This window comes from Chitinophagales bacterium (genome assembly GCA_019694975.1).
Classification (GTDB): Bacteria; Bacteroidota; Bacteroidia; order Chitinophagales; family UBA10324; genus JACCZZ01.
Window position 1 is genome coordinate 292,852 of sequence record JAIBAY010000001.1, and the last position, 22,886, is coordinate 315,737.

Here is a 22,886-nt window from a genome sequence, read left to right on the forward strand (position 1 = left end):
ACGATTTAAGGATATGAGATGGAGTTAATTATTGTACCTGAAAGCATCTAATGAAATAAGTGCATTACCGCTGAAATCAAAAAGTGTTGTGTTGGCTACTACGTTTGGTGCTCCCAGTTGCCATCCTACACCCGGCACCGCAATCATCACCGGATCCCAGTACAGCACACCAATCACTTTTCCGTTGTCGGCGCTTTTAATTCCATTGAACAATTCGAGCAGAAAATTTTTTTGGCCCAGCGGGGAAGACGGATAGATGTTCTGATATGGCCCGTTATTTCCCAATTGCCCGCCGGAGCCATTCGGCAAAGTCGGGTTCCAGTTATATCCCGTTTCCATAATCAGTATCTCCTTGCCAAGTTTGGCACTTTCATAGTTAGCCCAGTTGCGCATTTGCGTTACTGTTCTTTGCGACCAGAAAGGATAATAAGAAGCGCCCACGATATCATACTTTCCGCTTGCAGCAGTAAGCGATCCGAAAAACCAGTCGTAGAGTGAGGTATTGCCCGCATCATCGAGGTGAATAATTACTTTCGAATCAGGTGATACAGCCTTCACTGCATCATATCCCTGGTTAAACAATGCAGCCATCTGTCCGAAATGATTGTAGTCACCATCGGGAAATAGAAAACCACCCGGCGTTTCATTACCCAGCGAAACGTATTCCGGTATGGTGCCCTGATCTTTCATCTGATTCATGAAGCCGAAGGTGAAATTGTACACCGCTGCTTTCAAGTCTTCAAAACTCAGGTTTACCCAATCATGAGGTTTATATTGTGTAGTGCCATTACTCCAGTAATCACTGTAATGAAACGTCAGCTCAATCTGCATCCCTGCAGCCTTTGCGCGTTGTGCGAGCTGCAGGATGTCGGCAGGGTTTTGAAATCCGGCAGGCAGAAGATTGGATGGCGCATATCCCGGGTTCCCCGGATCATTGTAAAGCCTTAGCCGCACAATATTAAAACCGTGGCTTTTCAGTATTTCAAAACAGTCTTGCTCTACACCGTTATCGTAAAACTTTCCGCCTTTCGATTCCAGGTAACTCAGTTCTGAAACATCACCGCCTTTCAAAAAAGTATAGGGTAAATCATCCTGGATTAGGCTAACAGCATCAACCTTACACCAGTTACCTGCATTGGCATCAGAATAAATGCTGATGGTGCATTTTCCATCCGTAACCTGTATGCCACGGACTATCACCATCGTCCATACCGGGGAAACAGGAAGTGATGTGAGGCGTTCATTGCCGGTGGTTTTACCACTGAGATAACAGGCATTTTGTCCACCGCTATTTTGTATGAATGCCGTTAGCTGATAGTAACCGTTCTTCAGCCCATTCAGATCCTGGTATGTAACCACCTTATAGGCTGCAGCCATCTGATGACTCAGTGCATAATTGCCTTCGTAGCCGCCACCGATAACCTGATCTGCACCGGAATCAGCGCCTGCAGTCATCCAACCTGCGGCCGAAGCTGTTTCCATCTGATCAGCTTCAAAGCCACCGTTGACTACAGTATCCTTTACAACAGGAGGTGTTTCAATAATTTCTTCCGGCTTTTTGCACGAAACAATTATCAAACATAGGCAGCATGTATAAAAAAATGATCTCATCATGGTAAAAGTAAATTTACGATTTCTATGATCATTGCCGCATGTTTGAAGTGCCCGGAAGTGTTACGCTTAATACCGGCATCACAAACCAACAAATCAGGTTTTCGATTATCTTGAAGGCCCAATAAAGAAAGCTGCCCGCTAAAATAGCTGAGCTGTAAACGCTACTACTGAACTTATTGATTCAATCCTTATCCTATGACGGCACCACCTGATGCAATAAGAAACCTTGTACAGGACAACTCACTGTTTGTTTTTTCTCCCGGAAGAATCAACCTGATTGGTGAATTCACCGATTACAACATGGGCTTTGTGCTGCCCGCTGCCATTGACAAGGGAATCTATTTCGTCTTGACTCCCCGAACGGATAACCTTGTTCAACTATACTCTGTTGATTTTAATGCGACCTATGAAACAACGATTGATGACCTTATTCCTTCTGACACATCTTCGTGGCCAAATTATATTCTTGGTGTGGTGGAACAATTTAAGCTTGCCGGCATAGATGTGAATGGTTTTAACGCTGCCGTTGCCGGCAATATTCCGGTCGGGGCCGGACTCTCATCATCTGCTGCAGTGGAATGTGCCGTGGCCATGTCGCTGAATGAAATGACACATGCAAGTCTGCAAAAGCTGAAGCTGGTTCAAATGGCACAACGGGCTGAGAATGATTTCGTAGGTGTCCGTTGCGGCATCATGGATCAGTTTGCCAGCATGTTCGGCAAGCCGGGCCAGGCAATAAAAATTGATTGCCGTTCGCTTGAACATGAATATGTTCCGATCAGCATGGACGGCCTCCGCATACTCTTACTGGATTCGAATGTGAAACATTCACATGGAACATCGGAATACAATGTCAGAAGAAATCAGTGTGAAGAAGGCGTTGCGATGATCCGGCAACATGAGCAGGAAGTATACTACCTCCGCGATGCCAGTATCGCAATGCTTGATGCATACATCGCACCGTTTGACAACACGCTTTACAGGCGCTGTAAATTTATAGTGGAAGAAAATGAAAGAGTGGTGCAGGCTGCTGAGCAATTAAAAAAAGGAGATGTTCGCGCATTTGGGAAATTAATGTTCGCTTCCCATGCCGGTCTGCAGCATGATTATGAAGCAAGTTGCCCGGAAATTGATTTCCTGGTAAGCAGTGTAAAGCATAATGATGCCGTGAAGGGCGCAAGGATGATGGGTGGAGGATTTGGCGGATGCAGCATCAACCTGGTGCAGGAAGAATCAGTGGCATCCATTATTGAAAATACCGCTGTCGCCTATGAGGAAGCATTCGGCAAAACACTGACCCCTTATGTGGCAAAGGTGGAAGCAGGCACAACGATACTGAAAGGATACTAAACCTTATACTTCCGTTATGAGTGAACCTACGATTGATTTCACAAAGTACCCGCACCGCCGTAAAAACATTCTCACCGGAGAATGGCTGCTTGTTTCACCGCAACGGACCAACCGTCCCTGGCAGGGCAAGGTGGAAACCGCAGCAACCGACAACCGGCCGGCATATGATCCACATTGCTATTTATGTCCGGGCAATAAGAGAGCCGGAGACAACATCAATCCGGCTTATACTTCCTGTTTCGCTTTTACGAATGACTATTCATCCATGCAGGAAGATACACCGGAAGCAAGTATGAACACAGACGACCTGCTGATTGCAAAAAGCCAGAGTGGTATCTGCCGGGTCATTTGCTTTTCACCGCGTCACGATTTCACACTGCCACATCTGTCCGTCGAAAATATTTCAGCCTTAATTGGCTTATGGTGCGATGAGTTCACGACGCTTGCTCAAAATCCCAAACTGAAGTACATCCTCATTTTCGAAAATAAAGGCGAAATCATGGGGTGCAGCAATCCGCATCCACACGGGCAGATCTGGGGCTCGAGTGATGTGCCGGTTGAGCCACAAAAAGAAACTGTTCAGCAGTTAAACTATTTTAATGCCAAAGGAAAAAGCCTGTTGGCAGATTACCTGGCCCTTGAGCTGAAAAAGGAAGAGCGCATCGTTTGCAGCAATGATCATTTTGTGGCACTCGTACCCTTTTGGGCGGTCTGGCCATTTGAAACCATGATCATCGCAAAAAGACAGGTACAGGCTATAACACAGTTTACCATGGAAGAGAAAAAATCACTCGCGGGATTGCTGAAGAATCTTACGATACGTTATGACAATATTTTTCAAACATCTTTTCCTTATTCCGCCGGCATGCACCAGGCACCTGTAAATGACGGCGACCATCCTGAATGGCACTGGCATATGCATTTTCTGCCGCCACTGTTACGGTCGGCTACCGTAAAAAAATTTATGGTGGGATATGAGATGCTTGGCAACCCGCAACGGGATGTGACGGCGGAATGGGCGGCCGATGTATTGAGAAAACAACAGGAAGTTCATTACTCCAATTCATCATCCGGCATACAGCCATAATCAAAGGATAAGCGGATTACAGGAGAAGTTAAAAAAAGGAGTTAACAGATCAGACAAACTATTACATTTAGCAGTTGAAGAGCAGTAATGCTGAACTAAAACCAAATAGCAAACCATGACGCACACTATGCAACCCATTGACTATGCAGTGTTCTTTACTTATTTCGCTATCGTTTCACTCTATGGTTATTGGGTCTATCAAAAAAAGAAAAACACACACAACGACTCCAAAGATTTTTTTCTTGCCGAAGGATCACTCACCTGGTGGGCCATTGGCGCTTCATTGATTGCATCCAATATTTCAGCCGAACAATTCATCGGCATGGGCGGATCAGGCTTCGCACTTGGATTGGGCATCGCTTCCTATGAATGGATGGCCGCCATTACGCTCCTTATCGTGGCAGTCTTTTTTATGCCGCTGTACCTAAAAAATAAAATCTATACCATGCCGCAATTTCTCCGGCAACGGTATGATGAACGCGTCGCCACCATAATGGCTGTATTCTGGCTGATGATCTATGTATTTGTAAACCTGACATCCATCATTTACCTGGGAGCATTAACGATTCAGCACATGCTGGATCTTCCATTCCTGGCGTGTGCCGCCGGCCTTTCGCTGTTTGCAATCATCATCACGTTAGGCGGCATGCGGGTTATCGGTTATACAGATGTGATACAGGTATTCTTCCTGATCCTCGGAGGCCTCATCACAACCTATCTGGCATTAGACCTGGTGTCTTCTACATTAGGTACAGGCGGTGGTGCACTGGAAGGATTGAACCTGCTGCGGCAGAAAGCCCCTGATCATTTTCACATGATATTTCCGAAAGGCAAATACCAGGTGATTAACGGACAGGGCGGCATGCAGGATCCATGGGAACAACTGCCGGGATTGTCGGTACTCATCGGCGGAATGTGGATTGCCAACCTCAGCTACTGGGGCTGCAATCAATACATCACGCAACGTGCCTTGGGTGCCAGCCTGCCAACAGCCCGCGCAGGTTTGTTATTTGCCGCTTTTCTGAAATTACTGATGCCTCTGATTGTAGTGGTTCCCGGTATCGCATGCTATGTGTTGTTTATAAATAATGCAGATCAGCATATCATTGCCGGCATGACAGAGAATGGTATCGTGAAACCTGACAACTCCTATTCTACATTACTTGAGTTACTGCCAAACGGATTGAGAGGTGTTTCATTGGCTGCACTCACTGCGGCTATCGTTGCTTCACTGGCAGGAAAAGCGAATAGCATTTCCACCATTTTTTCACTCGACATCTATAAGCGTTTCATCAACAAAGATGCGGAAGACAAAAAAGTTGTTTCCACAGGCCGCTGGGCGATCTTTATTGCTTTTGCCATCGCATTACTTATCTCTCCGGCACTGAAGAGTCTCGGCCAGGGCTTCACCTATATCCAGGAATTCACCGGATTCATTTCGCCCGGCATCCTGGCCATGTTCCTGATGGGATTTTTCTGGAAACGATCCAATTCCTCGGGCGCGCTGGCAGCCACGTTATGTAGCATTCCATTTTCCGCAATTCTGAAATACGCGATGCCGGCTATTCCGTTCATGAACCGTATGTCGATCGTTTTTCTGAGCTGTGTGGCGCTGATTGTAATTTTTGGATTAATGGATCCTGCTTCTAAAAACAATCCGAAGGCACTTGTAATCGACAAATCAACTTTCAAGGTCAGCACTCCGTTTCTTATCGGGTTGCTGATTGTGATGGGCACCACTGCTGCGCTGTACATTGTGTTCTGGTAATGTGCGTCGTCCGAATGATTGCCCGGGTGAAGGGCTCACTGTGTATTCACAGCAGGAAGATATCACTTGTGGTATGGTGCATGCACCCAAGTTCTACCAGATGATTATCCAATACCGCTGAAAATGCATAAAATCAATTGCCGCATACATTTGTTGTTTACGCTCCTGTTTTTGCCCGTCATGGTACACGCACAACTTGATCGCCCGGGTGCAACGATGATCACCATAGAAGAAAAAGTGCAACGTGACCTGAATCACCGTGTCTTTTATGAAATTTTCATCCGTTCATTCTGCGATTCAGACAATGATGGTATCGGTGACCTCAATGGTATCACTTCCAGGCTGGATTACCTGGCGCAGCTCGGCATAACAGGATTGTGGCTTACACCTTTTCACCCTTCACCTTCCTACCATAAATATGATGTGTTGGATTACCGTGCCGTTGATTCCGTTTATGGAACGCTGGATGACTTCAGGAACCTTGTTACAGAAGCACATAAAAGAAACATATTGGTGCTGATGGATCTTGTGGCCAATCACACCGCTTATGATCATCCCTGGTTTCAGGCAGCCTTGAAAAATGATCCGGTGTATAAGTCCTATTATGTCTGGAAGTCAAATGATGACGAAGACGATCATAACTGGCATCATCCGCGAAATGGCAATGGAAACAATAATGCTGAACGGTACTATGGATTTTTTTCCAGTGTGATGCCCGACCTCAATTATGATAATCCGGCTGTCCGCCAAGCAATGATTGATATCGGGAAATGGTGGTTGAAAGAAACAGCGGTCGATGGCTTCAGGCTGGACGCCGCACAGTTTATCTATGAAGCAGCCGATACGGCTGCCAACAACAGCTGGTGGAAGGAGTTCACTGATGCATTGAAAACAGAAAAGCCGGATGTAATCACGATCGGCGAAGTATGGAACAAGAAGGAAATCGTTGCCACCTATATGCAGTCACTCACCGGCGCATTCAACTTCGAACTTTCCTGGGACCTTTTAAAAATGCTGCAGCAAGAAAAAAACGATCAACTCATAGAAAAACTTTTAGTCACCAAGTCACTTTACGATGACTTCAGTACATCATATGCTGATCCTGTCTTTCTCAGTAACCATGATGTCAACAGGATCATGTCTGATTTGAATAACAATACGGAGAAAGCAAAGCTCGCTGCTGCCATTTACCTTACGTTGCCCGGAACACCCTTCATCTATTACGGCGAAGAACTGGGCATGCGCGGCAAAAAGCCCGATGAGTGGATCCGCGAACCGTTTCTTTGGGATAAAAGGCATAAAGACAAAGGCCAGACAACCTGGGAAAAACCAAAGTACAGTACCGCGAAAAATGTGGAGCCACTGACTCTTCAGCAAGGTAAAGACGGCAGCCTGTACAAGACCTATGCGAAGCTTATCGCTGTGCGCAATACTTATCATGCGCTCGCTTCGCAAGAGATGAACGCGGTAACCGGCGCGCCGGAACCGATGCTTTTGTATGAAAGAGGCACAGGTGAAAACAAGATCCTGGTATTGCATAACCTATCCGCTGACGTTGTACAGTATAACATGCCGGAACAATATGCGGCACTGCATAATGTGGTGTATCAGTCGTCCGGCAAAATCACTGTTTTGGAAACGGGTGTTTCACTGCCACCCTACGCTACCTTGCTGCTCAGCGTAAAATAAATTGCGCTAACTTCGCGCTCATCAAAAATGGCTCTTTAGTTCAACGGATAGAATGTGAGTTTCCGAAACTCAAGATACAGGTTCGATTCCTGTAGGAGCTACCACGTTTGCCGATTGCCGATGTGCGCCAATATTGTTAGCCACTATGTCAAGTCTTAGTAATTGCTATTTGAAGACGGCGTACTTATACGCTGTTGTCTGCGGGAGATGTTTTCAAAAAATAAATACAGCTGCACGATAATGCATGATCAGTTCCGCAAGGTTGCATTGCTGCGGATGAAATTAATCGTCTGATCAAATCCCGCTTTGTTGATGGGTGCTCCCCTGTAATGCTTATATTTTTGTCGCATTTTCTCCGCAAGATCTACATCTTCAGAGGCTGATTTCATGTCTTCAAAGTATTGCTGAAAGCCGGCTATCAATTCAGCGCCGCCGATGGCCCCATGACCGGGCACCACTGTTTTTACATCGTATTCATTCAGCAAGTGCTGCATCGCAGTCTGGTAATCATCTACATTGGCACCAACACTTTCTTCCAGGTAAGGGTGATAGCCATTGAGCACCACGTCGCCGGTAAAGAGTGTCTTACGGTCTCTCAGGTAAACCACCACATCATCAAATGTATGCGCCTGCCCGATATTTTCAATGGTCACAATTTCACCACCTACATCCAGGTGCATGGTGTCTACCAGCCAGCGGTTGGGCATGTCTTCCCTCGCATTATTTTGCAGCCAAAACTGATTGCCATAATCACCGGCCACTATTTCGGCATCTTCATAATAATGATTGCCGCCGGTATGATCCTTATGAATATGCGTATTGACCACCACGATCCGTTTTCCCTTAGCGCGATCCATTACCCAACGGCTAAACCGCTCAGCTCCCTGTTTCATTTTTGTGTCAATCACCAGGATCACAGAATCACCGATAAGCACACCACTGTTGCCGCCTTCACCGGGTAGAATGTAAAAATCAGGATCCACTTTTTCTACCTCCAGTCCGTAGTTGGAACATCCGGGCAGGTAAATCAAAGCTAAGATGGCATTGAAAATGAGTAACAGATGCAGCCGCCGCATAACAGAATTAATTTCCGGCAAAGGTATCCAAAGGTGATCAAATCTGCGAAAGTGCTGCACAAAAGACCGGGAGAAGCATTCGGGCAATGCGTCTCACAGATGCAACCCTACTGCTATCCGCCGGGCTTGCTGTTCCTATTTCCGATTCTCATTTTCGTCGTTATCTTTGCCCATCTGAAAAATTCTCTCCATGAAAAAACTCTGGTTCGCAGTCGGTTGCATCCTTCTTTTTATTGTGGCCATGACGGTTGCATTCTGCTATCTCAATTACAATCACAGCTAAGCATAATTTACCGGCCAACTTATTGCCGGACTTATCCTGAACAGTGTTAAGCAGATTTCATGACACCTACTATTGTTGCCATTGGTGGAGGAAGCATGGCGGAAGGTGTCAACCTGTCTATCTACCATGAAATTGTCCGGCTATCCGGAAAGAAAAAACCTTCAGCACTATTTATCCCTACCGCTTCCGGTGATGATCTCAGTTATGTTGCAAACTTCCGGGATGTTTTCGGAAAGCAACTTGGCTGTCATACGGAATCCCTGCTGTTATTAAAAAACGCGCCTGCTCCAGCTGACATTAAAAAGCTTATCCGGCAGGCTGACATCATCTACGTTGGCGGTGGCAACACTTTGATGATGATGCGGCGCTGGAGATTCCTAAGCGTTGACAAACTGCTGCTAAAGGCTGCGCAGGAAGGAAAAGTTCTGGCCGGAACAAGTGCCGGCGCTATCTGCTGGTTTCAATATGGCCATAGTGATTCTGAATTTTATTACCATCCTGAAGACTGGCAATGGATACGGGTAAAATGCCTTGGCATCATTCCATTTACCGCTTGCCCGCATTGCCTGAAAGAAGGAAGGCTTGCGCATTTTGTACAGATGATAAAAAATCACGGTGGCACCGGCATTGCGCTCGACGACTGCACTGCTTTTGAATTCGTAGATGGCCGGTTCCGCATTCTTCGTTCCAATGATGCAGCACAGGCATTCAGAATAGAGAAGATAAACGGGCAGGTGATCACGACATCTTTTGAAGTCTCAGACAGATTTCAGGATTTATAATATCCCGTGAGAAATCTATTGAAATTGCTGTTTCACCAATTTGAAACAGGTCACCCATAGCAAATGCTATATCACGGTTTACCATTCATCTTTCTTCACTTTCACACTGGGTTCTTTCATCGACTCCTTCAGATTGTTGATCAGCTCTCTGAAATTCTTATCAGCTTCCTGCAACGTATTGTAGTTGTCTGCGATATTCGGATCATTTTCATTGAACAACTTTTCAATCGGTTCATAACTGGCAGCCTTCAGGTTAACATCCTTAATCTCATACCTGTATTTGCCGTCTTTAAACCCCAGCACTAATGTGTACCGGATGATGGCAGCCTGGGCTTTAACTCCGTTTTTCAAGATACGGTACACCGGAAATTGCGGCTTCATGGTCAATAAACCGCTTACGGAATCTGAAGATTCGAGAAAGCCTGCCGGATTTTTGAAGTACGATTTCATCCATTGCTGCGAACGCCGGTACAACTCCAGCTTTTCTACCCCATCCATGGGAACCACTTCCATATAATACACCTGCTCGTTTTCATCATTCAGGGGAAGGTCAGGCTTCACCGGCCTGTCCTTTTGCGCATTTGCCGTCAAGCCCGTCCATAACAGGCAACAAAACCAGAAAAATCCCTTTAAAGGAACTGCGAATAATTTCCGTATGGAAAAATCCAATGATACATCAGGGGTAAAAGTTTGATCATTCATCATCATCTGACAAGTTAAAATGCTGTTAAAAATGAAAGGCGAAAAATACTTAAAAATGATGCCACGTTATGCATGCTAAAACACCTTGTCCTCTGCTGAAAATACAGGAGGATTTTAAACAAATTCCTGTTCATAAAATGTTCCGGAAATCATTGGATTGCATGCGTTTTCATCATATTAAAACAGTACCTTCGCGAAGTTATTTTTTCATAGTAATAATCCCCTGAAAAGTGATCACAGAAGACGTAAAAGACGAGGTAAAATCCAGCCGGAAAAAGAGCGATTATACGGCTGAAAATATACAGGTGCTGGAAGGACTGGAAGCCGTACGCAAGCGGCCTGCCATGTATATTGGCGATATCGGTACCCGCGGACTCCACCACCTGGTGTATGAAGTGGTGGATAATTCGATTGACGAAGCATTAGCCGGCTATTGCAAAAACATTGATGTCTTCATCAACGAAGACAACTCCATCACCGTATCTGACGATGGTCGCGGTATTCCAACAGAAATCATGAAAAAGGAAGGCCGTTCGGCGCTTGAGGTTGTTATGACCGTGCTGCATGCCGGCGGTAAATTCAATAAAGACACTTATAAGGTTTCCGGCGGCTTACACGGCGTGGGTGTTTCCTGCGTAAATGCCTTATCTACACACCTGAAGGTGGTGGTGAACTATAATGGAAAGTCATTCGTACAGGAATATAACTGCGGTAAGCCTTTATATCCTGTAAAACAAACCGGCAGCAGCAATATTACCGGCACTTCCGTTACGTTTCTTCCCGATCCCACGATTTTCAAAACCACCGAGTTTAAGTATGATACAATAGAGGCCAGGTTGAAAGAGCTCAGTTTCCTGAATAAAGGCATCAGGCTCTCCCTCACCGACCGGCGGGAGAAGGATGAAAACGGTAATCATCCAACGGATGTATTTCTGTCAAAAGGCGGATTGCAGGAGTTTGTGCAATACCTCGATGCCACCAGGGTTCCGTTGATACCGGACCCTATTGTGGTGGAAGGTGCCCGCGACCAGGTAATGGTGGAAATCGCCATGCAGTACAATACGGCATACAATGAAAATGTTCATTCTTACGTAAATAACATTAACACGCTGGAAGGTGGCACCCATGTCTCAGGTTTCAGAAGGGCAATTACCCGCGTTTTTAAAGCTTATGCCGAAAAAAACAACCTCTTCAGCAAAATCGACTTTGAGATCACTGGTGATGACTTCAGAGAAGGACTGACCGCTGTTATCTCCGTTAAAGTACCGGAACCACAGTTCGAAGGCCAAACCAAAACCAAACTCGGCAACTCGGAAGTATTAGGTGTGGTGGATACGAGCGTGGGCGAGATGCTGACCAATTACCTCGAGGAACATCCGCGTGAAGCAAAGGTCATTATCAGCAAAGTAGTGCTCACCGCCACGGCGCGCAATGCTGCCCGTAAGGCGAGGGAACTGGTGCAACGGAAAAATGGCTTAACAGGATCAGGTTTGCCGGGTAAGCTGGCTGACTGCTCCGATAATGATCCGGAAGCATGTGAACTCTACCTCGTGGAAGGTGATTCTGCCGGCGGAACAGCCAAGCAGGGACGCAACAGGCGCTTCCAGGCCATCCTTCCTTTGAGGGGAAAGATCCTGAATGTTGAAAAGGCCATGGAGCATAAGATTTATGATAACGAGGAAATCAAGAATATGTTTACCGCCATGGGCGTAAGCATCGGGACCGTCGGCGATGATAAAGCACTTAACCTGGAGAAACTCCGCTATCATAAGATCATCATCATGACAGATGCTGATGTGGATGGCAGCCACATTACAACCCTTATTCTCACCTTCTTTTTCAGGTATATGAAGGCGCTGATTGAAACGGGCAAAATATACATTGCGGCACCACCGCTTTACCTGGTAAAAAAAGGCAAAGAGCAGCAATATTGCTGGGATGATGAAGACCGCAAAGCGGCAGTAACCAGAATTGGCGGTGGAAAGGATGATTCAGTGACGATACAACGGTACAAAGGTCTTGGTGAAATGAATGCGGAACAGTTATGGGAAACCACCATGAATCCCGATACACGCACACTCTGGCAGGTGACTATTGAAAGTGCAGCAGAAGCAGATCACATCTTTTCGATGCTGATGGGTGATGATGTGCCGCCACGTCGTGATTTTATTGAGAAACATGCAAAATACGCAAGGCTGGATATTTAAGAAAGCCTCATATACCGGAGCCTGAAGCACTCACGTTAACTATCCTGTTTTCTTCAGGCTTCTTTTATTCTTCCAACTTCAACGTAATACCATGAAAAAGATAATCGCAATAGTAGCATTGGTTGTATTGACAAATTATGTGTCAGCGCAAACCATCAACGCCAGCCTTGTTCCACAGGTGGTGAAAAACAAAATGCAGGAAAAGTATCCTGCTGCCAAGGGCGTTTACTGGAAGCAGTCGGATGCCGGATTTATCGAAGCGAACTTCAGCGATAATGGCAAAAAGTGTAATGCCATTTTTCTTACTACCGGAGGATGGGTTAGCACCGATTGTGAAATTACGGCTGAAGAATTTCCGGCAGCGGCAAGCTCCTACCTCTCTAATCCTGCCAATGCTGATAAGGTGACAAAATACTATGCTTCAGATACCAAAGCCAAAGGCAGGCAATATTCTGCTGATGTTAAAAAAGACGGGAAAGCAATGCAGTTTATTTTCGACGGAGAAGGTAACCTGATCATGAAAGGGCCGAAGAATTAATTTCGAGGTAGGCGCACATGAGGCGGATCACTGACAGTGAACTGCATCATAGTTGTCTTACTTTCCTCTTCCCTGTAAAATTGTTCTGAAGGTATAAAGCAATACCCTGAAGTCAAGCATCAGTGACATATTCTCAATATATAAAAGGTCATATTTCATCCTGGATATCATCTGATTCAGATTTTCTGCATATCCGAATTTCACCATACCGAGCGAGGTGATGCCGGGTTTTACACGAAGCAGGTGTTTGTAATCACTTGTCTGCATCAGAATCTGGTCGATATAATACCTCCGTTCAGGCCGCGGGCCTACAATGCTCATTTCGCCTTTCAGTACATTATAAAACTGCGGCAGTTCGTCGAGCCTCCATTTGCGCATAATACGTCCCCAGGAAGTGATGCGCGGATCTTCATGCGATGACAATAATGGACCGTTGGTCTCCGCATTCGTAAACATGCTTCTGAACTTGTAAATTTTAAAAGGCTTATTGTAAATGCCGATCCTTTCCTGCGAATATATGATGCTGCCCGGCGACGAGAGCTTTACCTTGATGGCAACAAAAATATACAGTGGCAGCAGCATGATGAGGAGTGTACCCGATATGGTGATATCGAGCATGCGCTTCATGATGCACTGCCATTCAGGCATCAGCTGCGGGTAAATTTCAATAAAAGACGCTCCCAACAAGTGATTCATTCTGACTGAGCCTGTGAGAATATCAAACATGTCGGGCACAATCTTGATAATTACATTTTTATCAGCCAGTTGATTCAGGATTTCCTTAAGCTGATGATGTTCAGAAGATTCAATCGCCACGACGACCTGCTTTATGGAATGCGACATGATAATTTCTTCAAGACTGGTGAGTGCGCCCAGCTTGGGCAGGTAGGTGCTCAATCCATTGCCATTGCCGTTGGTATCAACGAAACCAATGAAGCGGTAGCCCTGTGATTTTGATTTCCCGTTGATCTCCTGGTATATTTCAATCGCACGTTTGTTGCCGCCTATAAACAATGTGGGAAAATAAACCTGCCCATTGATCATCTGCCGCTTTCCCGCATTCAGCACAATAAGTCTGCCGATAATGGTGAGCACAACATGGATCACAAAAAGAATAAATACAGAACTGTAATAATCACGATAGCCCTGTACCTGATCGTCAATTAACACGCTGAAAAAAAGCAGGATAACGCCTGCCATAGTCACAAAAAGCGTCCTCGTCATTTCACCAACACGACTCTTGAGATAGATGCTTGTATAGGTTCCTGTTACAAAATACAAAAGCAGCCAGCCGAAAGGAATGATGACAATGCCCTGGATAAACCTTGGATCATTTAAGAATTGCGGGAACTGTTCAATGGGATAGTTATCAATGCAAAGCTTCCGTACGATAAAAAAAAGAGCCCACGACAGCAATGCCATCAGATAGTCCGTTATAGCATAGGGCACAATACCTTTTTGTTGAATCGTTTCTTTCATGCTGCCCTAATTGCTCACCAGTTTAATGTTGTCAAGATAGATATGACCGCTATCCTGTGTATTATCAAATACTGCCCTGATCTGAATCTGAATCGACGTGGCATCCATCGACAAGACATCCTGTCCCATATTGAGGTAAATCTTGTTCCAGGTATCTTTTGGATTGATATTCCACTTGTACAATGAGGTATGACCAACATCGGTAGTGCCGTATATTCCGACTTCAAAAGGCTGGTCGCATTTATAATTCAGCTCAACATAAACCGGGCTTCCCCTCGAAATGGTAAATGAAGTAGTTGTTCTCCCTTCATAAAGATTGTGGCTACTGTCCAGATAAATATAACCGGAGAAATTACCTTCAAATACATTGGCAGTGGCACTGGTACGAATGAGGCCCGTATCTCCTGCAATAAGACTGAAAAGGTTGCCCGCTTCAAAGTCTTCGATGAAGGAAAATTTGGCATTTGTACGGTAGGAAAAATGCGGAGTGAGCTTATATACTTTGGTGGCTTCCAGATCCAATGTCAGCGTATCAGGATAATAAAAGGGGTAAATAGCCCTGGTGGATGAAATACCATTGTCAAGAATACCCGCGCTGATGATCAGGTAAGTTGCACCATTATTCAGCAGCGGAAAGACCTTGGGTATTTCATAAACGCCCTGGGCTGCATTATCCGCATCAATCCAAACGTCGGTAATCTTATGGGATGCCGAACCCTGCCCCGAATTGGTCGAAAGCGTGACATTATCTACCTGGAGATAGGCCGGTATCTGTTCTGCCGGATTGATTAGTTCACACGAAGGCGTTATGGCTGCGATAAGCCCAATGGATAGAATATACTGGGTGAGGGTAGAAATTCTCAAATCAAATAGGTTAATGAATTGTAAAGGGACAACGATGCCGGGCATATGTTATTATCAATAACCCAAAAAATATTTATCACCAAAAAAAGGTTGCAGGGAGACCGGCATCAACAGACAGATCAGGAATTGGTACGCTCAATTTTTTCAATAATCTGATAGGCAATATTCATGGCATTGTAGCCATCAAGCAGGGTAACAGGCGGCTCTTTATCGGCAGCTATTGCTTCATTAAATAACTCAAGCTCCATTTTAATAGCGTTAATGGGTTTTACTTCAGGTCGTTCAAAATTTATCACCTTGGTTTCGGTATCACCCGTACTTAACTCAATGGCAAAGGGATTATCGCTGTCGCGCTTATCGGAAAGCCGGATGATCTCCGCCTTCTTGTCGAGAAAATCAACGCTTATGTAACCATCTCTCTGAAACATGCGCATCTTCCTCATTTGTTTTAAAGAGATGCGGCTGGCGGTAATATTTGCGACGCAGCCATTATCAAACTCAATTCTTGCATTTGCAATATCGGGTGAATGAGAAATCACTGCCACGCCGCTGGCGCTGATACGTTTCACGGTAGACTTCACCATGCTCAGGATAATATCAATATCATGAATCATCAGGTCAAGCACAACGGGTACATCCGTTCCCCTGGGATTAAACTGTGCAAGACGGTGTGTCTCAATGAACATCGGGTTCAGGGAATGCGATTTGATCGCCAGGAAAGCCGGATTGAACCGCTCCACATGGCCAACCTGCGCCTTTATCCTGGCCTCCTCGGCAAGCTTAATGAGGTCATGTGCCTCCTGCAGCGTATTCGTTAAAGGCTTTTCAACAAATATGTGCTTTGATCTTTTAATGGCCTTTACCGCACATTCATAATGCGACAAGGTATTGGTAACAATATCCACCGCATCTACCTGCCCGATCAGTTCATCCAAGTTATCAAAGCGCGTGGCACCAAATTCCCGGGCAGCCTGAACCGCATTCTCATCATTCGGATCAAAAAAACCTACCAGTTCAAATTCAGGTATTTCCCGAATGAGCTTAAGATGGATTTTTCCCAAATGTCCGGTACCCAGCACTCCTATCTTTATCATACTCAACAGAGGATTCTTAAAATCGGCGCAAAAATAAGTAAATGAAATGACGGATGAATACAAGAAGTGTGGCGGGACACACCTGCCGGTTAAAAGCTGATGTGAATGCAAAGGAATTAGTTTACCCAATGCAGTCAGCACCCGGTTTCCATTCACACACAATGATTACCTTTATCCACCTAAAAAAAGAACTTATGATAAAAGAACTCATCAATCAGCATTCAGGCGACATCGCCGGTATGTTAGGAACCAAATACGGCCTCGACAGTAAACAAGCCACCAGCGCAGCTTCATCCATAACGGATGCAGTGGGTGGATTTTTTACGGATCAACTTTCATCAGGCAAACTGGATCTCAGCCAGGTAACCGACCTCTTCAATAAGAACACACCGAATGAAAGCAATGCATTGTTTTCTCAGTTAAGCAGCATGGTGTCCGGCGCTCTCAGTTCAAATCCCAACTTGACCAAAGACCTTGTCTCAAAGATTTCCTCAGGCGGATTGAATGATATCATCGGGTTGCTGCAGGGAGGCAAACTGGGCAACATCGATATGGGCACGATCACGAAAATTGCAGGTTCGCTTACCGGCAAAGGTGGTATCGGCGATATGCTTGGCGGGTTGAGCGGTCTTTTTGGAAAAAAATAAAGCTTGTCCTGTTTGATATTACAGCACTCCGGATCTACTACCATTTGCAGCAAACTTTTTTTGCATGCTGCCTGATTCGGTTGATGAACAGGACCGTTTTAATTCTAATGTATAGTGCATGCTTACAACAAAAACAATCGCCTTTCATACGCTCGGATGTAAGCTGAATTTTTCAGAAACATCATCTATCTCCAGGCAGCTGGAAGCAGATGGATTCATGAAAGTGAGTTTGCATGAAACACCGGATGTGGTGGTTATCAATACCTGTTCCGTAACGGAAAATGCAGATAAAGAATGCCGGCAGATCGTGCGTAAAGCCCTCCGGTATAACCCGGCCGCGCAAATAGTTATCATCGGTTGCTATGCACAATTGAAACCAGATGAGATAGCCTCCATTGAAGGAGTTGATCTCGTGCTCGGCGCAAAAGAAAAATTCAGGTTGGCCGATTACCTCAAAACGCTGCCTGAAAAAAAGATGCCGGCAGAAAAGGGCGCCATTCATTCCTGTGATGTAGCAGACGTCCGGCTTTTTGAGAGCAGCTATTCTACAGGAGAAAGAACGCGGGCTTTTCTGAAAGTACAGGACGGCTGTGACTACAGTTGCACCTTCTGCACGATCCCATTGGCACGCGGTAAAAGCCGCAGCGATACCATCCGTCATGTGATAGCACAGTCAGATCTGCTTGCTGAACTGGGCATCAGGGAAGTGGTGCTGACAGGCGTGAATATTGGTGATTTCGGAATTCATGATCCCTTATCAGGAAAAAGGCCTGAAACATTTTTCGGGCTTATTAAGTCACTTGACAGGGAAAGCAGTATCGAACGGTTTCGTATTTCATCCTTAGAACCCAATCTGCTGAAAGATGAAATAATTGAATTTGTGGCGCAATCAAGGCGCTTCATGCCGCACTTTCATCTTCCATTGCAATCAGGTTCCGATAATATTCTGAAGAGGATGCAGCGCCGTTATCTTTCCGCTTTGTATGCCGGTCGGGTTGCCAGGATAAAATCTCTCATTCCCCACTGTTGTATCGGCGTGGATGTTATCACGGGATTTCCCGGCGAGACAGACGAAGAATTCCTGCAATCATATAATTTCATTAACGCACTTGATGTCAGCTATCTGCACGTATTTACCTATTCTGAACGCGAAAATACCGTGGCTTCTGCACTGGATGGCAAGGTACCACTGCAGGTAAGGCAGGATAGAACCAGGATGCTGCGCATACTCTCCGAAAAAAAACGGCAGGAATTTTACCGGCAACAACTGGGAACAAAAAGAGATGTATTGTTTGAGCAGCCTTCAACACCATCTATGCAGGAAGGATTTACAGATAACTATGTTAAAGTGAAAGTAAACCAGTCTGCATTGTTAAGCGGAAAAATGGCTACTGTATGTTTAAAAGCAAATATGGAAGACTGGGTTCATGGAGAAATCGTATCTGAGAAAATGACGGCACCGGCACAAATGGTACCTGGATAAATTACCGTTGGAGATTCACAGTACAACTCGTATTCCTGTTTATCCATTTTTTCTTTTGCATGAATAAAAATTCCCGGCCAAGCTGTATACGAAAAAAAATAGCTCCAGCCGAAACGATAAACCTGCATTGTGCACGTTACGTCAACATTGAAAGATCACGGCGCTGAATTGTTCCGTGTATTGAATCCTGTTCCTTTTCATCTGCAATCGCAACCCCTCAATTGTTTTTAATGATATCAGTATCGCAATTAGTATTAAGGGCTCCGCAGTCAAAGAACACCCAACACGGCCATCTTCACGCCGTGCAGTACAGCGGTTTCTTGAAGTTTAGCATCTTTGTAAAAAATAGCGGGCAATAAATTACCGTTAATGCTGCCTGTTACATTATTCCATCCATACACCGACCGTTCATGTACCCCAACTTAGGATATTTATTGGAAGACCTTTTTAATACAAAACTCAGCGGCGTTTTCACCCTGTTCTATGCATTGCAAAGTTTTGGATTTATGATGGCAATGGCATTTTTGGCAGCTGCATGGACATTGTATCTTGAAGTAAAGAGAAAAGAAAATGAAAAGTTGTTGTTGCCTTTGCCCCGCAAAGTCAAAATCGGTGAGCCTGCCAGTGTAACGGACCTGGTGACCAATGGTATCACCGGTTTTATTATCGGTTTCAAGCTTATCGCCATCGTGCTTGACCTGAAAGATTTTACCGATAATCCGCAGGCATTCATTCTTTCCACACGCGGCAACCTGTTGGGCGGTATCGCCATGGGTGCGCTGCTGCTTTACCTGAAATACCGCGAAAAGGAAAAAGAACGCTTGCCGGAACCCGAAGAAAAAATCATCCAGGTCTGGCCACGGCAGATGATTGGTGATATTACTATCGTAGCTGCCATCAGTGGGCTGCTGGGTGCAAAGATTCTTGATAACCTTGAACATCTCGACGCTTTCCTCCATGATCCCATTGGCTCGATGCTTTCTTTCAGCGGTCTTGCCTTTTATGGCGGCTTGATTTTCGGTGCTGCCGGTTGCCTGTATTTTTGTTACCGCAATAAGTTACCCATGTTACACATGCTTGATGCTGCAGCACCGGGCCTCATGCTTGCATATGGTATTGGCCGTATCGGTTGCCAGGTGGCCGGCGACGGTGACTGGGGCATTGATAACCTTAGTCCAAAGCCAGGCTGGTTTATTTTTCCCGACTGGGCATGGTCCTACAATTACCCGCATAATGTTAACCAGGACGGTATACCAATTCCGGGTTGTGAAGGCAAGTATTGTTATATGCTGGCCAATCCTGTGTTCCCAACACCACTCTATGAAATTACTGCCGCACTGCTCATCTTTATTTTGCTGTGGATAGTTCGAAAAAAAATTTCCGTACCGGGAATATTATTCTCCATCTACCTGGTACTGGGCGGCATCGAGCGGTTTTTTATAGAAAAAATCCGGGTTGACATCAAATATCATTATGCCGGTTTCACCGCTACACAGGCACAACTCATTGCTATCGGAATGATTGTTTTAGGCCTTGCAGGCATTATTTTTTTACGAAGAAAATATACCACATCTCATAAGGATACATAAAAGGGAAACCTTAAAAATTTATTCATCTTAAAGTTGTTTCGTGAATACTCAGCTTATATGGATGCTGCTACTGCTGTCATGCTGCTCCTGCAGTGCTGACCGATATATCCTGGAGACCCGCTTCAGCGACTGCCCTGTTCCGCCTCCGCCTGATTACGGAACAGCTGATGCATGGGCTTCGCTTCCATTCAAAAAAGATCCGGCAGACAGTGTTGCCGGAAAAAACAACAACAATGGAGAAGCGTTGTCCATCGCCGATGTTTTTTTTATTCATCCCACCATATTCACCTACAAACCAACATCTGCATACCAATGGAATGGCGATGTGAATGATCCGGTGCTCAATAAAGAAGCAGATGAGAGTACCATTCTTTACCAGGCCAGTGTTTTTAATGGTTCCTGCCGGGTATTTGCGCCGCGTTACCGGCAGGCTCATATCTCCGCATTTTACAAGGATGATGCAACGGATGGAAAAAAAGCGCTTGATATTGCATATGCTGATGTGAGCACAGCCTTTGCCTATTACCTTGCTCACTACAATAACGGAAGGCCGGTCATCATTGCCGCACACAGTCAGGGCACCTTACATGCTTTGCATCTGTTGCAGGATTATTTTACAGATGATTCGTTAAAGAAACGGCTGGTGGTTGCTTACCTCGTCGGAATGCCGATTAACCCGGATTCACTCCCTTTTCTTCAACCTTGCCAAACGCCTGATCAAACCGGATGCTATTGCACCTGGAGTACCTACGCCAGGAACTATTATCCGCCATATTACAATAATGGATTATCGCATGCCATCTGTACCAATCCGCTGTCATGGAAGACTGATTCAGCCTTTTGTGGTGCGAACCTGAATGAAGGCGGCATTCTGAGAAACTTTGAAAAAGTGTACCCACAACTCTGCAATGCACAGGTTCATGATGGCATGTTATGGATTGACAAACCCGACTTCCGGGGCAGCAGGCTGCTGAACATTAAAAATTACCATGTTGCAGATTATAATCTTTTCTATTTCAATATCCGGAGAAACGTAAAACAGCGGATTGAATCATTCCGGAGCGCGTCCTCCTCACATTGATAGATAAGCGGTGATTCCGCCTTTTAAATTGTAAAGGTTATTATAATCCTGCTTCTCCTGCAACCGCTGAATGGCGATATGACTGCGCAGGCCCACTTTACAACAGATGATTACAGGCCGGTCTGTGGCGATTCTTTGCCTGTTCGACATCAGCTCATCTAATGGAATAAATTCACCTCCGATGTTTGCGGCTTCTCTTTCAGCAGGCTCTCTCACATCAATCAATTGAAACCGGACACCTGACTGCATCATCCGCTTCAGTTCCTCAGGCAGCATTTCTTTTACTGTTTGCATTTTTGACCAATTCAATAAATTGTAAATGTTGTAAGGTGTCTGCCCGTGAAAAAAAATATTTGCGCAGCGGTTGATGTTCCGACAACAAATCAATGTTTCGCTATACAGCAAATACCCTGTCCCAGTCTTTCCATACCGGCTCATAACCATTGGAGATCAACATCTCCGCCACTGCGGCCGGCGAACGGTTATCCGCAATTTCAAACTGTTCGAGTGCCTGTAACTTTGCAGCATATCCTCCGGGATCAGTTCTCGATCCGGCGCTGATGGAAGTGATGCCCAATTTAACAGCATGATTGCGGAATACAGGTGACTCACGCGTTGACAACGACAACTCCGCATTTTCATTGAATATGCGATAAGCACAAATCAGTTGTACCAGTTGCCTGTCGGTGATCGGATGGTTGGGTTCCTGGCATCCGAGCGCCGGACGTAACCTCGGAAATGAAATGGAATACTTCGTCTTCCAATAGTGCTTTTCAAGGTAGTGAAGATGTAAAGCTGTGTAGAAAGAATCCACTCTCCAGTCTTCAAGGCCAAGCAATACCCCAAGTCCCATGCGATGTACGCCTGCCATTCCCAGTCGGTCAGGAGTTTGTAAACGGTAATTGAAATTGCTCTTTTTGCCTTTCGGGTGATATTGCCTGTAGTTTTCTTCCCGGTAAGTTTCCTGGTACACGAGCACTGTATTTACTCCTGCATTAATCAGTCTTTCATATTCAAACTGTTCCAGCGGCTGCACTTCCAGCATTATATTAGAAAAATAGGGGCGGATCAATGCAATCATCTTCTCAAAATAATCTGTGCCAACAGATTGGTTTGCTTCACCGCTTACCAGCAATACATGATCGTAACCATATCGCTTGATCACTTCAACCTCTTTCAATAGCTGCTCTTCATTTAAAGTGATGCGGGCGATTTTATTATCGAGACTGAATCCACAGTAGGTGCAGATATTCTGGCATTCATTGGATAGGTAGAGCGGAATATACATCTGCATTACATGACCAAACCGGTGTAAGGTCAGCTGATGACTCAATTGCGCCATAGGCTCGAGCATGCGTTCTGCTGCAGGAGAAATAAGTGCCATAAAATCTTCAGGCGTGCCATTCCCTGCCTTTTGCATGGCTCTTTCCACATCGCTTGTGGTCGACGCATAGATACGTGCAGCGACATCGTCCCAGGAATACTGGTCGAATACATGGCGGAACAGATTTGTTGTTGCTGTCATAGCTGCTTGCTTATTCTTAATTGGCTGG

19 protein-coding genes and 1 tRNA gene are annotated in these 22,886 nt (G+C 45.3%); 12 read left to right on the top strand and 8 right to left on the bottom strand.

The window, feature by feature from the left end; all coding sequences use genetic code 11:
• Window positions 1-24: 24 nt before the first annotated feature.
• Window positions 25-1,578: an arabinogalactan endo-1,4-beta-galactosidase gene (locus K1X61_01050; GenBank protein ID MBX7107210.1), complete on the bottom strand. Its 1,554-nt coding sequence runs from the start codon at window positions 1,576-1,578 to the stop codon at window positions 25-27.
• A gap of 231 nt (window positions 1,579-1,809) precedes the next feature.
• Here K1X61_01050 and galK point away from each other — a divergent pair, with 231 nt between their 5' ends.
• The 5 genes from galK to K1X61_01075 all read left to right on the top strand — a co-directional run bounded on the left by galK (window position 1,810) and on the right by K1X61_01075 (window position 7,612).
• A complete protein-coding gene (gene galK, locus K1X61_01055; GenBank protein ID MBX7107211.1) occupies window positions 1,810-2,964 on the top strand; it encodes a galactokinase in 1,155 nt (384 codons plus the stop codon).
• A 16-nt stretch (window positions 2,965-2,980) separates the two neighbouring features.
• Window positions 2,981-4,051 carry a UDP-glucose--hexose-1-phosphate uridylyltransferase gene (locus tag K1X61_01060; protein MBX7107212.1) on the top strand — a complete coding sequence of 357 codons (1,071 nt, stop codon included), beginning with the start codon at window positions 2,981-2,983 and terminating at the stop codon, window positions 4,049-4,051.
• Window positions 4,052-4,166: 115 nt separating this feature from the next.
• Window positions 4,167-5,819 carry a sodium/sugar symporter gene (locus K1X61_01065; GenBank protein ID MBX7107213.1) on the top strand — a complete coding sequence of 551 codons (1,653 nt, stop codon included), beginning with the start codon at window positions 4,167-4,169 and terminating at the stop codon, window positions 5,817-5,819.
• A gap of 123 nt (window positions 5,820-5,942) precedes the next feature.
• Window positions 5,943-7,508 carry a hypothetical protein gene (locus tag K1X61_01070; GenBank protein ID MBX7107214.1) on the top strand — a complete coding sequence of 522 codons (1,566 nt, stop codon included), beginning with the start codon at window positions 5,943-5,945 and terminating at the stop codon, window positions 7,506-7,508.
• Window positions 7,509-7,537: 29 nt separating this feature from the next.
• A tRNA-Arg gene (locus tag K1X61_01075) sits at window positions 7,538-7,612 on the top strand.
• Between the two features lie 144 nt (window positions 7,613-7,756).
• Here K1X61_01075 and K1X61_01080 read toward each other — a convergent pair.
• Complete coding sequence (locus K1X61_01080; GenBank protein MBX7107215.1) at window positions 7,757-8,584, bottom strand: MBL fold metallo-hydrolase; 828 nt, start codon at window positions 8,582-8,584, stop codon at window positions 7,757-7,759.
• A 342-nt stretch (window positions 8,585-8,926) separates the two neighbouring features.
• On the opposite strand from K1X61_01080, the gene K1X61_01085 reads away from it, so the two are divergent.
• A complete protein-coding gene (locus K1X61_01085; GenBank protein MBX7107216.1) occupies window positions 8,927-9,649 on the top strand; it encodes a peptidase E in 723 nt (240 codons plus the stop codon).
• A 78-nt stretch (window positions 9,650-9,727) separates the two neighbouring features.
• Here the strand turns inward: K1X61_01085 and K1X61_01090 are convergent, their stop codons facing one another.
• Window positions 9,728-10,354: a DUF4468 domain-containing protein gene (locus K1X61_01090; GenBank protein ID MBX7107217.1), complete on the bottom strand. Its 627-nt coding sequence runs from the start codon at window positions 10,352-10,354 to the stop codon at window positions 9,728-9,730.
• 230 nt (window positions 10,355-10,584) lie between these two features.
• Between K1X61_01090 and gyrB the strand changes: the two genes are divergently transcribed.
• Both gyrB and K1X61_01100 read left to right on the top strand, forming a co-directional pair.
• Window positions 10,585-12,558 carry a DNA topoisomerase (ATP-hydrolyzing) subunit B gene (gene gyrB, locus K1X61_01095; GenBank protein ID MBX7107218.1) on the top strand — a complete coding sequence of 658 codons (1,974 nt, stop codon included), beginning with the start codon at window positions 10,585-10,587 and terminating at the stop codon, window positions 12,556-12,558.
• Window positions 12,559-12,649: 91 nt separating this feature from the next.
• On the top strand, window positions 12,650-13,096 hold the full coding sequence (locus K1X61_01100; GenBank protein MBX7107219.1) for a PepSY-like domain-containing protein: 447 nt from the start codon (window positions 12,650-12,652) through the stop codon (window positions 13,094-13,096).
• Window positions 13,097-13,153: 57 nt separating this feature from the next.
• Here K1X61_01100 and K1X61_01105 read toward each other — a convergent pair whose 3' ends face one another.
• The 3 genes from K1X61_01105 to K1X61_01115 all read right to left on the bottom strand — a co-directional run bounded on the left by K1X61_01105 (window position 13,154) and on the right by K1X61_01115 (window position 16,533).
• Window positions 13,154-14,575: a sugar transferase gene (locus tag K1X61_01105; protein MBX7107220.1), complete on the bottom strand. Its 1,422-nt coding sequence runs from the start codon at window positions 14,573-14,575 to the stop codon at window positions 13,154-13,156.
• A 6-nt stretch (window positions 14,576-14,581) separates the two neighbouring features.
• Window positions 14,582-15,439, bottom strand: coding sequence for a hypothetical protein (locus K1X61_01110; GenBank protein MBX7107221.1), 858 nt, complete (start codon window positions 15,437-15,439; stop codon window positions 14,582-14,584).
• A 119-nt stretch (window positions 15,440-15,558) separates the two neighbouring features.
• Window positions 15,559-16,533 (bottom strand): Gfo/Idh/MocA family oxidoreductase, encoded by a 975-nt coding sequence (locus K1X61_01115; protein ID MBX7107222.1) that lies wholly within the window; start codon window positions 16,531-16,533, stop codon window positions 15,559-15,561.
• Window positions 16,534-16,727: 194 nt separating this feature from the next.
• On the opposite strand from K1X61_01115, the gene K1X61_01120 reads away from it, so the two are divergent.
• The 4 genes from K1X61_01120 (at window position 16,728) to K1X61_01135 (ending at window position 21,333) form a co-directional block, all read left to right on the top strand.
• Entirely contained in the window at window positions 16,728-17,180 is a 453-nt protein-coding gene (locus K1X61_01120; GenBank protein ID MBX7107223.1) for a hypothetical protein, read from the top strand.
• A 118-nt stretch (window positions 17,181-17,298) separates the two neighbouring features.
• Window positions 17,299-18,663 carry a tRNA (N(6)-L-threonylcarbamoyladenosine(37)-C(2))-methylthiotransferase MtaB gene (mtaB, locus tag K1X61_01125; protein ID MBX7107224.1) on the top strand — a complete coding sequence of 455 codons (1,365 nt, stop codon included), beginning with the start codon at window positions 17,299-17,301 and terminating at the stop codon, window positions 18,661-18,663.
• Window positions 18,664-19,073: 410 nt separating this feature from the next.
• Window positions 19,074-20,252 carry a prolipoprotein diacylglyceryl transferase gene (locus K1X61_01130; GenBank protein MBX7107225.1) on the top strand — a complete coding sequence of 393 codons (1,179 nt, stop codon included), beginning with the start codon at window positions 19,074-19,076 and terminating at the stop codon, window positions 20,250-20,252.
• 40 nt (window positions 20,253-20,292) lie between these two features.
• Window positions 20,293-21,333 (top strand): DUF3089 domain-containing protein, encoded by a 1,041-nt coding sequence (locus K1X61_01135; GenBank protein MBX7107226.1) that lies wholly within the window; start codon window positions 20,293-20,295, stop codon window positions 21,331-21,333.
• Here the strand turns inward: K1X61_01135 and K1X61_01140 are convergent.
• Entirely contained in the window at window positions 21,325-21,627 is a 303-nt protein-coding gene (locus K1X61_01140) for a rhodanese-like domain-containing protein (protein MBX7107227.1), read from the bottom strand. The two genes, K1X61_01135 and K1X61_01140, sit on opposite strands and share 9 nt — an antisense overlap.
• A 100-nt stretch (window positions 21,628-21,727) precedes the next feature.
• Window positions 21,728-22,858 carry a 2-iminoacetate synthase ThiH gene (gene thiH, locus K1X61_01145; GenBank protein MBX7107228.1) on the bottom strand — a complete coding sequence of 377 codons (1,131 nt, stop codon included), beginning with the start codon at window positions 22,856-22,858 and terminating at the stop codon, window positions 21,728-21,730.
• Window positions 22,859-22,886: the final 28 nt, after the last annotated feature.

Bases quoted from the DNA above. Each gene is read 5' to 3' on its own strand.
- galK (MBX7107211.1), top strand. From the start codon at position 1,810: ATGACGGCACCACCTGATGCAATAAGAAACCTTGTACAGGACAACTCA.
- K1X61_01060 (MBX7107212.1), top strand. From the start codon at position 2,981: ATGAGTGAACCTACGATTGATTTCACAAAGTACCCGCACCGCCGTAAA.
- K1X61_01065 (MBX7107213.1), top strand. From the start codon at position 4,167: ATGACGCACACTATGCAACCCATTGACTATGCAGTGTTCTTTACTTAT.
- K1X61_01070 (MBX7107214.1), top strand. From the start codon at position 5,943: ATGCATAAAATCAATTGCCGCATACATTTGTTGTTTACGCTCCTGTTT.
- K1X61_01080 (MBX7107215.1), bottom strand. From the start codon at position 8,584: ATGCGGCGGCTGCATCTGTTACTCATTTTCAATGCCATCTTAGCTTTG.
- K1X61_01085 (MBX7107216.1), top strand. From the start codon at position 8,927: ATGACACCTACTATTGTTGCCATTGGTGGAGGAAGCATGGCGGAAGGT.
- K1X61_01090 (MBX7107217.1), bottom strand. From the start codon at position 10,354: ATGATGAATGATCAAACTTTTACCCCTGATGTATCATTGGATTTTTCC.
- K1X61_01100 (MBX7107219.1), top strand. From the start codon at position 12,650: ATGAAAAAGATAATCGCAATAGTAGCATTGGTTGTATTGACAAATTAT.
- K1X61_01105 (MBX7107220.1), bottom strand. From the start codon at position 14,575: ATGAAAGAAACGATTCAACAAAAAGGTATTGTGCCCTATGCTATAACG.
- K1X61_01115 (MBX7107222.1), bottom strand. From the start codon at position 16,533: ATGATAAAGATAGGAGTGCTGGGTACCGGACATTTGGGAAAAATCCAT.
- K1X61_01120 (MBX7107223.1), top strand. From the start codon at position 16,728: ATGATAAAAGAACTCATCAATCAGCATTCAGGCGACATCGCCGGTATG.
- mtaB (MBX7107224.1), top strand. From the start codon at position 17,299: ATGCTTACAACAAAAACAATCGCCTTTCATACGCTCGGATGTAAGCTG.
- K1X61_01130 (MBX7107225.1), top strand. From the start codon at position 19,074: ATGTACCCCAACTTAGGATATTTATTGGAAGACCTTTTTAATACAAAA.
- K1X61_01140 (MBX7107227.1), bottom strand. From the start codon at position 21,627: ATGCAAACAGTAAAAGAAATGCTGCCTGAGGAACTGAAGCGGATGATG.
- thiH (MBX7107228.1), bottom strand. From the start codon at position 22,858: ATGACAGCAACAACAAATCTGTTCCGCCATGTATTCGACCAGTATTCC.